The sequence below is a fragment of the Marinobacterium iners genome (assembly GCF_017310015.1).
Classification (GTDB): domain Bacteria; phylum Pseudomonadota; class Gammaproteobacteria; order Pseudomonadales; family Balneatricaceae; genus Marinobacterium; species Marinobacterium iners.
The window spans coordinates 2,425,924-2,437,078 of record NZ_CP022297.1; the positions used below are offsets into that span (position 1 = coordinate 2,425,924).

Here is an 11,155-nt window from a genome sequence, read left to right on the forward strand (position 1 = left end):
TTTTTATTTTGTTTATATTTTCATTATATATATAATATATATTAAGTCAATATTATAATAAAAAATAACCTCCAGTTTAGGAGGCCATTTTAATACTTGATACAATATTATTTATTCTTCTTTCAAACATTGCTTCAAGGTATGGTTGAGGACGGAAATTAATAGCTTCAATAGAACCAGCTTCCTTTGCACACTCTTCATATATGCTGATTAATTTCTCTACTACTTTCATATTAATCACAAGTGTTCTTTGCATATTTTTATTACCCTTTAACTGTTTACGCATAGGAATTTCAAATTCTCCAACACCATTAGAGAAGTCAAAGTTATAACTAGAAACAGGACTCTCTATTTTTTTACCGAATACTTCATTAATATCTTCAACAATGAGTTGATATATCAAAGTCTGAAGAAGACTTGTAGCACTGAATTTAGTGTTATAGATTTTATTGAAAGCACCTGCTACAAATGCAGCATTTTTAGTAGTTTCATCATTTATCTTCACTGATGTTCTTTTTGCTGGTTCTTTTAGCAATTCTTTACATTCAGCTATTACACTTGAGTAGTCGCCACAAGTGGAAGATTCAACCGCTGCAAGCTTTTCAGCTACTTTAGGGATAAGTGTCTTCTGGTTGTCTTGGTTCAACACTTGCTCAATCTTGTTGTTTTTCTTTGCTTTTAAATCTTTAATATTCATTTTCTTGTCTCCGATTATTATTGTTTATCTATTATTAATTCTGCTACTTCGTCAATAAGTGACTTAACATCAATCTCACATTTAGGATCTATTTCATGGGCACACTTACCAGTTATTAGATTGTCGTGGTATGCAACACGGTCAGTAATGAAAGCTTTTGAGTAATAGCTATCATCTGCAAATTGAGGCAATCTTTCAGAGATATATGCCTTAATTTTCTTGAGCTTGTTAATCTTTTGAATTCCGTTGTATGCACGAATACGAGCTGGTATCACTTTGATTGTGTAGCTGGAAGAATCCAAGTTTGGATTGTTTAGGATAATTTCTTCAAGCAACTGAAGTGTTTCACAAGTAATGTCCAAGTCATTAGCTGTATCACTGGTCGGTATGTAGATAATATCCGAGCATTGAGCTGTTGTTCGTGCAGCAGTGCTATCGTTAGCAGAGTTGTCGAATACCTTAATCAAGTGTTCATTTAGATTTCCCAACAAATCGACAATAGCTTTTGGTGTCACTTCATCAACCACTTCATTGAATGAAGCATTATTAATTTCAGGAAAATCAAAGACACTCTGACGATGTGAATTGAACTTGTTTGACTGGTTTCTCAAGTCAAAGTCCAATAGAAGCGGATATGACTTGCCAAGGTAAGTATTGATACCAGTGTAAAGGTGATTAGCGATAGTTGTCTTAGATACACCACCTTTCAAGCTCATGATACAGATGCTTATTGGTGTGAATTTACTCTTATCAATAAGAAGGTTTATTTCTTTTACTTTATCCTTTCTTACAATATTCATTTTTTATTTCTCCAATAATTTATTTATATATTCATGTAAACGTGGAATTAAATATTTGTCAATGATATTTTAAATATTTTTTAAAGATATTTTAAATATATTCCAATGATTAATTAAATATAATAATTAGATCAATAACTTATGCACAAAAAAAACCGCCCTATTTGGCGGCATATGGAGATTTGTTTTATTTTTTAATTTATCTTATTTCTTCTACAGCATCTTCTTGCTTAACAGATTCTGAATCCTTTTCGCTTTCAAGCTCTTTAATTTTCTCTTCAAGTGCTTTTATTTCTGCTTTGTAATATCCAAACTCACTACTAAAGAAAAGATTATCTTCCTTCTTCTGTTCATAAAGCATATGAATAATAGAATTTTTCTCAGTAAGTTCTTTTTCCAGTTCTTCTACCCTCTCTTTCATCTCATATTCTTCTTTAAGCAACTTACTCCTGAAAGAAAGATATTTGAATTCTCTGACAATACTGTATATGCAAATTAAACATACGACTAAAACCCATAAATATATACTTGAAACCATAATTACCTCTTATTGTTGTTTGTTACTAATTTTAAAGGACTTCTAACATCCACCCTTCTCTTTCTCAAAAAGTAGAAGAACATCAGCTTTGAAGCCGAATACACTTTGACACTCTTGAAGTTACTGGATTCATCACGAGCAACATTCACAGATTTGATATATCCATTTACTAAATAGAACTTTCTTTCTTGATTGTGATAGTTCTTACAATGAACGGTATAGAGTTCATTAAAATAGTCTCGTTTATGTATAACTGGATAGAAGCCTTCTAAACCGTCTTTAGACAACTCTACTGAACCAGTCTTAGCCAACTCTTCAATAATGTTGTTAATTATTTGTTCAGGTGAAATAGGAGCAAGCTCTTTCTTTAATTCTTCTATAATATTTTTATTTTTCATGGACATATTTATTACCATAATATATATTGTATATATACATGAATATCATAATGCTTAATTAATTCAAGGCCCGCCATTATGTTTATTAATGAAATGGAAGAATTTGAAGACCTTCTCAACTACCGCCATGCGACTCATACCAGCTTTACATTGAGAATCTGGAAGGCAGGGAAGGTAAAGTCTCAGAAGCTCTATCTAATGGAGCAGGTTCAGCCGGTTGTAGATGAGATTAAAGACTACATCGAGCAGGGCATGACTGTAGAAGTCTTTGACAGGAACTGGAGTCTGAAGGTCAGCAAGGCGAAGCTGGAGCTTGGTTTTGGTGTTATGGATTCAGATTGCTATGAGCTATACAACTCACTACAGGAGTTGTTCAGTAAGCCATGTGAACCGGAGAACGGCTTTGCCCTTGCTTTCACTTGATAGAACGGAGATAGGCCACTCTATGACCCGCTTGAAGCTTCTGTAAGGTGCTGTTGAACTCAGCTACAGCAGCATCTACAGAGGCTATGTTTTTCATACAAGCTATCTCACTCTGGATCTCTTCTAGCCAGTCCTTCTCAGTGACCCTCTCAACCCTCTTTGAACCGTCCTCAAAGAAGTAAACAACCCTATCCATAAAATCGCCTCACAGCTTGTTTCAGGGCGATCCTAGCATCATTTTTCAACATTTTTCACCAATTCTATCTCTTCAGTCATTTCCAGAAAAAAACGATCAAAATCATCATGTTATGGAAGTTTTCACTCACCGAAAAGGCTTTCAAATCATTGATATTTAGTCGTTTTTTATATTCTTAAAATAATTTATATATTGACTTGACTTATGAATATTGGTATGATTCGCCCATCTTCATAGGAAACAGGAATGAACAACGAACTAAAAAAGACTTTTGAACAGATCACAAATCGCTACTCTCTCAAGCCAGAAACCTTCTTTTCTGCATTTGTTGAAAGCTTGTATTCCATAGCTTTAACAAGCTCTATTCCAGATAAATATTTACCCCTTTTTGAACCAGTAAACGAGTTCGCTGAAGCTTATTGGCAAGTCGTATCTGTTACCCCCTTTTCAGATAGTCTTGGACAGCTCAGGGACTCACTTTTCCTGAATGATTCCAGTCTGGCACAACACAATACACCTGAATCTTTGATTTTTAGCTTACAGAGCATGTTGGAGCCTGATTACAACACTCCTCGCTCTTTTGCTGATACGTCTTGTGGCACTGCTGCAATACCGCTCATCACAATGAAAAAAGCTCTGGAACAGGCAATAGAGCATGATTCGTTGGATACCTACAGTCAGCACTATTTCATTTTGGTCGAGCTGGATGAGTTGGCCGCGAAGATTTCGGTTATTCAGATCATTGCTTCTCATATGGCTGTAGCCAAAAAAGATAATAAAAACATTTCCTTACCATTCATTGAAGTGGTTGAAGGTGACGGTCTATTTGTTGAGAAGAATCATAAATTGATTTTCTCGAATACAGGACGACATTTTTTAGAAATACCAATTATTAAAAAATATGGACTCTACAATGAAGAAATAACACTTTGGAATTTGTGTAAATTAAGTTTTAAAACATTAACTTCAATTAGCTCTTGAAGCTATGGAGGTGCGTTACCGAGCAAGTGTGAATGGGTCACTCTTGTTCAAAAGAAAAATACTATAAGGATAATCCATGAACCCGATTAGAGAGATTTCTATTAAAAATGAAAAAATCGTAAAACAAGAAACATATCCAATTTGGACTGAAGAAGATTACGATAACCAGCTTGATTGCACCGTTGCTCTATTCGAGCATTATGCTGAACTTGGTTATGAATCATTCTTTGTATCTCAATACGAAGTAATACACTCCTTTTCTCAAGGACGAGAAGCCGTCTTTAAACAGTTCTTCATTGTTAATGAGGAACAGCAGAACACTCGCACTTATAGAGCTATTCTCAAGAGTTCAAAGCTCTCGAAGAAGACAATCATTCGAGGGGCTGAAGAACTTCAAGTTCTCCATTCAAAAAACATTTCTCCTGCTCAGGCAGATACTGAATTCCTTTTGGCCTATTCAAAGAATCATATTTCTTTGCACTACCACGGCCAGAGCTATTCGTTGGTCGATAGTCATTCATATCACCAGATCGAAGCGGAACTTCAGCAGTCAGTAGCTGCATAAAGATTACGAGGTGCGTTACCGAGCAAGTGTGAATGGGTCACTCTTGTTCAAAAGAAAAATACTATAAGGATAATTCATGAACAATAAAACAGAGAATTTTAATGAAGAAGAAAATGTAAAATCTACAAGCACTATCTCAATTGATTCAGGATACTACCTGTTCAACAATGACTGCCTGAACATTCTTAGAGACATGAAATCTAACAGTGTCGATTTAATCCTCACTGACCCACCATATGACATTAAAAACACAAAGGCTGGTGGAAACAGCAAGTTCAATAAGTCATTCCAAACAGTTAATGATCAACTTGTATCAATGAATCTAGTTAATGGTTTTAATACTGAGATTCTTGATGAGATGGTAAGAGTCTGCAAGAACATAAATATTATGCTCTTCTGCAATAAGGCACAGCTACCATTCTACATGGATTATTTTGTAACTAAGCACGGTTGTAGTTTTGACCTTATCAAATGGGTTAAAACAAATGCTGTTCCAACTTTCAAAAACAAAATGCTTAGTGATACTGAATACTGTTTTTATGCCAGAAAGAAAGGTTATTGCAATCCGCAAAGCTATGAGGATGCAAAAACACTATATCAAGCACCGATAAATATCAGAGATAAAAAGTTTTATGGACACCCAACCATTAAGCCAATTGATTTGCTTGAAAAGCTAGTTCGAAACTGTAGTCGTGAAGGAGAAGTCATTTTAGATCCTTTTATGGGGTCTGGTTCAACCGGCGTAGCTGCTTTGAATCTTAATCGTAAATTCGTTGGTATAGAGATCGATAGTTTTTTTTACGATATTTCTAAATCAAGAATTAAAGATTCAATACTTAAGACAAACGCACCTATAGCAGCTTAAAGCTAAAAAAAGAGTATTGGCACTAGCCATGCTCAACCAGATCACATAATAGGAGATAATGAATGATTAAATATTCTTTGATTAACAATGATTGCATCGTGGCTTTTAAAGACATTCCTGACAATAGTATTGATTTAGTGGTTACTGATCCACCTTACAAAATCACTAAAGGGGGTTGTTCTAAAATCAAAAATGGAACTGAGTGTGGTGGATTTTTAAGCAAAAGAAACTCCTTAACTCAAGAGCATTCTAAGAATGGAAAACTTTTTAAACACAATGAAATTAAGTTCAGCGACTGGGTTCCAGAAGTATTTAGAGTTTTGAAAGATCAATCTCATTGCTACATCATGGTCAATGATAGAAATATGCAAGAGATTCTTAATGAAGGGACTAAAGCTGGTTTTAAAATTCAAAATATTTTAATTTGGAAAAAAGATACACATACACCAAATCGCTATTACCTTAAAAACTCTGAATTCATAGTTATGTTTCGTAAAGGTAAAGCCAAAAGCATTAACAATATGGGAACCAAGTCTATTATTGAGATAAACAATATTAAGAGAGGACATAAGCAACACCCAACAGAAAAGCCTTTAGAACTTTTGAAATTGCTAATTGATAACTCAAGTAAGTCAGAAGAAATAGTGCTAGATCCATTTATGGGTTCTGGTTCAGCCGGTGTAGCTTCAATACTCTTAGATCGCTGGTTCATTGGTATTGAAAAGGATGAGTCATTTTTTGAAGTTGCTGAAGACAGAATTAATTCAGTATCAACTCTATATGATAATGATCATCAACCATGTAATTTTGTATCAAATCAATTAGAAGCAGCTTAAAGCTAAAAAAGAGCACTGGCACTAGCCATGCTCAACCAGAATTTACATAAAAGGAGAAAAAATGAACACATTTTATAAATTCATAATTCATAACGATTCAGAAAGTATTGGTTACAAAGGCACTTATGAGAACATTCAGGGTTACTTTGTAGAGTTGGAGTTGTCTTATCTTCAGTTCGAGAACGGCAGTCGTAGAGGCGATACATGCTTCTTCTTCTCTCCTCTCTCAGTGCTTGTAACATGGCAAGATGAGGATGGAGCGGCTACAGGGATAGAGTTTCAAGAAGTCAGTAACATAGAGCTGGAGATAGATGAAAAGCTTCTACAGACCGATTCTGGAGCTGATAAGAAGCTGATTTATCATAATGGCTTGAAAGTTGTTATGGATATTGAAGATCTATCTTTTGAAGACCTTCAAGAAGCTATGGAAGGTGACTATCTTTGTTTTTCTGGTGATTATTGTGAAGCACGAATTGATGGGAAGTTTTACAGATACTACTCAGAGTCATTCATTAAGAATTTTAAATCTAAAGCAGCATGAAAAAAGACAACTTTAAGTTGTCTTTTTTATATTTCGGCTTTCAATTACAGCAATGAATCTTTAATCCTGTTTAAATATTCACTTCTCGTTTCAAGTTTCAATTCTTTATCAAAATAGAAGTAAGCATACCTATCAGGCTTCATGTAGCTGTAATACATAATTCCTTCATTCTCGTTGATAAAGTCAAAGAACAGCTTTCCTATTCTGAAGTCGCACTTCTCAATATTTGATTCTTTATCACAAAACTCAACTCTATCTTTGTAGATTCTTTTAGCTGGAACTTTGTTAGTCCATGTGTAGAGATGAACCGCTTGATTATCCTTGTTGTAAAGCAATGGCAATATATTCAACTGGTGAAGACTCTTCGCAAAGCCAGTTGTTTTTATGTCTAAATTGGTAAAGGCGATTGTCCCCTTCTCGAACATCATTTCTGGTGTTCCAACAAATTCATTAGCCTTAAACGAATAGTTCTCTACAATTGATTCTTCTGCATATGCACTCACTGAAATCATTGCCATTAAAATTAATATTATTTTTTTCATAAATTCCTCTTCTTTTGTTTTTTTACATTAAATATACAATATATATCGTATAATTTAATCCTATCATCATTAGAGCATTGATCAAGTATTAAAATATTTGGATATTTCCTTGTTCACGCTATAATATTTATAGAAACAACCGGAATAAGGATGAGTTATAAGAAACAAAATAAAGATAAAAAATCTGCTAACCAGATTCTAATAGAAGAAATAGCTGATTTAATTACAAACAATAATGAATCAGCCGATTTGAGCTACATGCATTCAACTAAGCTCAATAGAATTCCTATCAAGCTTACAACTGGCAAGCCTTACAGTTATGCTAATACAATCATGTTGATAGGGCTTCAGCAGAAAGACGATTCAATGAAGATACCAGCCTTTGTTACTTTCAATGAATATTCAGATATGTTTAAAAGCTGGTTAAAAGACGGAATCATTTCTAAAGAAGAAGTTGAAGCACAAGGCATCGATCCTGAAAGACCTTTAAAAGGTAAAAAGTCAGATGCTTTCGTTATCTTCTCCAAGAAGTCTTACAAAGAAGGTGATAAATTCTTCAAGAGAGTTGAAGTTGTAGATGGTAAGAACAAGACTCGCTATGAACCAACAAGAGAAGAAATCAAGGAATTAAAATTAGAAGAGATTCCAGTTCATACGAAACATGCAATCTGGAGTGTGAATCACCTCTACTTTCCAGAGCAAGTGAAAGCTCAATACCCTATCTTTGCTCAAGCTGAAGCTTTATTAGATAAGAAAATGTCTCCAGAAGAAGTAGACCTTCAGCTAAGACAACATGCAATTGATTTGTTGGAGAGTTCAGGAATTCCATATAGTTTTTCAGATGCTATTGAAACAGCTCATTACGGCCATTCTGACTTCATTGGACTTGGAGCTGAAGACAGATTCAAATCTCATAGAAAAATGCTTTCAGTGGCCGCTCATGAGCTTGGACATGCTACAGGACACAAAGACAGGTTGAATCGTTCTTCTCTTTACAACTACAGCAATGAAAGAGGATATGAAGAGGCTGTAGCTGAAATTCATGCAATGCTTGTTTGTAGAAGCTTTGGTGTCAATTCACTTCCAGAACATGCTAATTATGTAAAAGGCTGGTTAGGCGAGGACAAGAATGCTTACAAGCTCAAGAAAGCGGCATTTGAAGCATATAAAGCTTTTGAATACACAATGGAAAAATATGAGCTTTACATGAAAAACAAACTTGAGAATGTTTCAGAGTTCGTTGAAGAAAAGAAAGAACAGAATCGCTCAAGAAGAAGAGCCAGACCATAAAAAATTAAAGACAGCTTAGGCTGTCTTTTTTATCACTTTATTTTATTTATTATAATCTACGAATTCTAAAATTCTCACTTTCTATAGGATTTCCAGTATTCGTTATAGAAAAACCGTTCGGTACGACAACTTTGAAGCCGTATGTACTTGAAAAATTAAATTCTCTCGAACCTGCATTGTGTTGAACATAAGTTGAAGAACCTGTTGCTGGCACCACTTCTACAGACCAAACCTCTTGTCCATTGTCCATTGAAGCTGTAAACATTATATTAGTATCTGAACTTAATACATTAGAAGGATCATCTAAAATAATGTTCAAACCTACAGATCCATTCATACGATATACACCATAGTTCAAACCATTAACCTGTTCTACTTCACCAAGAAATATATCATATATATTCAAATTCCCAGTATTTGTAGTTACGCTTCCTGAAAGTGCCAATTCACTAAACACCATGTTATTAAAATCAGTTACATTGTAATTGAACTGACCATTCGGAGTGGTGATTTCAACATTACCACTATCCAAGAAAACTAATGCTTGCATTGGATAATACTGATAACTTACTGCATTGTTATTTGTTATATTCCAATTTATACCAGCATCACCCATACCACCATAAGGAGCATAAAACAAAGAATAACTAGGTTGAGTGCTATTTGATGTTAATGTATCTGCCGGTATATTTGCTTTAAATACATATTCTGCTGAAGTTATTGCTGATACTGTTAAAGCTGCTGTTGCTATTATTGATTTAATTTTTTTATTCATATTTCCTCTATATTTTTATTGTTCTTTTTTTAAAATTAGCATATCATTATAATATGTCAACACTATATATATTATATATATGAAAATAATATTTTTAGACATTGATGGAATTATTAAGAATCCGACAAATCATTCAGAATGGTTTTCTGATTCTATTATGTTAATTATTGATTTATGCGTTAGAACAAATAGCAGAATTGTTATTGCTTCTAACTGGAAACTCTTGAAGGGGACTGAGTTTTTCAACTCAATGCTCAATGGCATGGTGATTGGTGCAACACCGGACATCCATGCCCCAGCCGCCGAACACTGCAAGGAACTGGAAGTTCTGGACTATCTCAAGCAACACGAAGTAGATGACTGGATAGCCATTGACGATAGAGCTTATGAGTATCCTAGAACGGCTCACAAGCTCGTTTTGGTGGAAGGTGGAAGGTTCACCAACGAGGACTTCAATGAGTGCCTGAAGAGGCTCCTGTAAGCTCACAACAGGGGTCTAACCCTTGGAACCATTTTCAGACACTCATTTTTCTTTCAATCACGAAAAATTCTCTTTTCGTAAAAGTTCGTTCTAACCCTTTGTTTTCTTTCGTTTTTTACGAAGAACCATTTTTGGCTTTTTTGATCCCCCTACATTTGTCGAAAGTACAATGCGGCGCCCCGCAGCCCGACCGCCATGAAACACCCTGTTTTGTTCCGCGAGTGACAAACGCGCATAGAGTGGAATGATTTCAGTGTCACGCAGTTGAGCCTTACGCAACAGGTCGGCGGTTTCACGAATTTCACGCTCACCCGGCAGAAATACCAGAATATCACCGGGGCCTCCATTTCGCTTGGCGCGATCAATTTCGACCAGCTCATCCACCGCTGCCAGAATTCCCTGCTGCAGGTCCAACGCCTTCTCATCCTCACCCTCCATTTCATGCAACGGGCGGTAAAGAACATCAACAGGATAGGTGCGACCGGATACTTCGATCACTGGTGCATCATCAAAGTGCTTTGAGAAACGCTCCAGATCAATGGTGGCTGAGGTGATAATGAGCTTGAGGTCAGGTCGCCGCGGCAACAGACGCTTGACGTAACCAAGCAGAAAATCGATGTTGAGACTGCGCTCATGGGCTTCATCGATAATCAATACTTCGTACTTATCAAGAAAACGATCATGCTGGGTTTCAGCAAGCAGAATACCGTCGGTCATCAGCTTGATCTGGGTATTGTCGCTTACCTGATCATGGAACCGCACCTGATACCCCACACGCTCGCCCAGCGAAGTTTTCAGTTCTTCGGCAATACGAGCAGCAACGGTACGCGCCGCCAATCGGCGTGGCTGGGTGTGGCCGATCAGGCCGCGGCAACCCAGTCCCAGCTCAAGGCAGAGCTTGGGTATCTGGGTGGTCTTTCCGGAACCAGTCTCGCCAGCGATTACAACCACCTGGTGCTCAGCAATGGCCTTGAGCAGTTCCTCTCGACGCTCCGATACCGGCAGATCAGGGTATTCAGGCTTTGCAGGCAGGGCTTTCAAACGTTCGACCTGAGCCACTGAAGCGTCAATCTGTTCATTCAGGCGTTGCAGACGATCCGGGTCCGGCGTTTGAGTATTACGCTGCAAACGGTTGAGATCTCGCTGCAAACGGAAGCGGTCCGCGAGGCGAACCTGCTGCAGCCTCTGTTTCAAGCTAATAATGGAGTCAGACAAACCGATACAACC

The 11,155-nt window shown here is 36.4% G+C and carries 15 protein-coding genes and 1 pseudogene; 8 read left to right on the top strand and 8 right to left on the bottom strand.

The features are described 5' to 3' along the window. Nucleotides 1–76: 76 nt before the first annotated feature. The 4 genes from CFI10_RS11720 to CFI10_RS11735 form a co-directional block, all read right to left on the bottom strand. Nucleotides 77–697 (bottom strand): hypothetical protein, encoded by a 621-nt coding sequence (locus CFI10_RS11720; protein WP_206834636.1) that lies wholly within the window; start codon nt 695–697, stop codon nt 77–79. Between the two features lie 17 nt (nt 698–714). Continuing rightward, entirely contained in the window at nt 715–1,497 is a 783-nt protein-coding gene (locus CFI10_RS11725; protein WP_206834638.1) for a P-loop NTPase family protein, read from the bottom strand. A 199-nt stretch (nt 1,498–1,696) separates the two neighbouring features. Further along, the gene (locus tag CFI10_RS11730) at nt 1,697–1,939 is read right to left on the bottom strand and encodes a hypothetical protein (protein ID WP_206834640.1); all 243 of its coding nucleotides are present in this window, start codon (nt 1,937–1,939) and stop codon (nt 1,697–1,699) included. Between the two features lie 98 nt (nt 1,940–2,037). Then, complete coding sequence (locus CFI10_RS11735) at nt 2,038–2,439, bottom strand: hypothetical protein (RefSeq protein WP_206834642.1); 402 nt, start codon at nt 2,437–2,439, stop codon at nt 2,038–2,040. Nucleotides 2,440–2,511: 72 nt separating this feature from the next. On the opposite strand from CFI10_RS11735, the gene CFI10_RS11740 reads away from it, so the two are divergent. After that, entirely contained in the window at nt 2,512–2,856 is a 345-nt protein-coding gene (locus CFI10_RS11740) for a hypothetical protein (RefSeq protein WP_206834645.1), read from the top strand. On the opposite strand, the gene CFI10_RS11745 is transcribed toward CFI10_RS11740, so the two are convergent. Continuing rightward, nucleotides 2,849–3,052, bottom strand: a complete 204-nt coding sequence (locus tag CFI10_RS11745; protein ID WP_206834647.1) for a hypothetical protein — start codon at nt 3,050–3,052, stop codon at nt 2,849–2,851. The two genes, CFI10_RS11740 and CFI10_RS11745, sit on opposite strands and share 8 nt — an antisense overlap. Nucleotides 3,053–3,298: 246 nt before the next feature. On the opposite strand from CFI10_RS11745, the gene CFI10_RS11750 reads away from it, so the two are divergent. The 5 genes from CFI10_RS11750 (at nt 3,299) to CFI10_RS11770 (ending at nt 6,840) form a co-directional block, all read left to right on the top strand. Next, on the top strand, nt 3,299–4,033 hold the full coding sequence (locus CFI10_RS11750) for a hypothetical protein (protein WP_206834649.1): 735 nt from the start codon (nt 3,299–3,301) through the stop codon (nt 4,031–4,033). A gap of 76 nt (nt 4,034–4,109) precedes the next feature. Then, complete coding sequence (locus CFI10_RS11755; protein ID WP_206834652.1) at nt 4,110–4,598, top strand: hypothetical protein; 489 nt, start codon at nt 4,110–4,112, stop codon at nt 4,596–4,598. 76 nt (nt 4,599–4,674) lie between these two features. Then, nucleotides 4,675–5,463 (top strand): DNA-methyltransferase, encoded by a 789-nt coding sequence (locus tag CFI10_RS11760; RefSeq protein WP_206834654.1) that lies wholly within the window; start codon nt 4,675–4,677, stop codon nt 5,461–5,463. A gap of 62 nt (nt 5,464–5,525) precedes the next feature. Next, nucleotides 5,526–6,299: a DNA-methyltransferase gene (locus CFI10_RS11765; RefSeq protein WP_206834656.1), complete on the top strand. Its 774-nt coding sequence runs from the start codon at nt 5,526–5,528 to the stop codon at nt 6,297–6,299. A 61-nt stretch (nt 6,300–6,360) separates the two neighbouring features. Then, the gene (locus CFI10_RS11770) at nt 6,361–6,840 is read left to right on the top strand and encodes a hypothetical protein (protein ID WP_206834658.1); all 480 of its coding nucleotides are present in this window, start codon (nt 6,361–6,363) and stop codon (nt 6,838–6,840) included. Nucleotides 6,841–6,884: 44 nt separating this feature from the next. Here the strand turns inward: CFI10_RS11770 and CFI10_RS11775 are convergent, their stop codons facing one another. Beyond that, a complete protein-coding gene (locus tag CFI10_RS11775; RefSeq protein WP_206834660.1) occupies nt 6,885–7,382 on the bottom strand; it encodes a hypothetical protein in 498 nt (165 codons plus the stop codon). A 150-nt stretch (nt 7,383–7,532) separates the two neighbouring features. Here CFI10_RS11775 and CFI10_RS11780 point away from each other — a divergent pair, with 150 nt between their 5' ends. Next, nucleotides 7,533–8,672: a zincin-like metallopeptidase domain-containing protein gene (locus tag CFI10_RS11780; RefSeq protein WP_206834662.1), complete on the top strand. Its 1,140-nt coding sequence runs from the start codon at nt 7,533–7,535 to the stop codon at nt 8,670–8,672. A gap of 49 nt (nt 8,673–8,721) precedes the next feature. Here CFI10_RS11780 and CFI10_RS11785 read toward each other — a convergent pair whose 3' ends face one another. Beyond that, nucleotides 8,722–9,447 carry a hypothetical protein gene (locus CFI10_RS11785; RefSeq protein ID WP_206834664.1) on the bottom strand — a complete coding sequence of 242 codons (726 nt, stop codon included), beginning with the start codon at nt 9,445–9,447 and terminating at the stop codon, nt 8,722–8,724. A gap of 79 nt (nt 9,448–9,526) precedes the next feature. On the opposite strand from CFI10_RS11785, the gene CFI10_RS11790 reads away from it, so the two are divergent. Further along, nucleotides 9,527–9,928, top strand: a complete 402-nt coding sequence (locus tag CFI10_RS11790; RefSeq protein WP_206834665.1) for an HAD domain-containing protein — start codon at nt 9,527–9,529, stop codon at nt 9,926–9,928. A 150-nt stretch (nt 9,929–10,078) separates the two neighbouring features. Here CFI10_RS11790 and CFI10_RS11795 read toward each other — a convergent pair. Further along, a pseudogene (locus tag CFI10_RS11795) lies at nt 10,079–11,143 on the bottom strand (DEAD/DEAH box helicase); the annotation flags it as partial. Between the last annotated feature and the right edge of the window lie 12 nt (nt 11,144–11,155).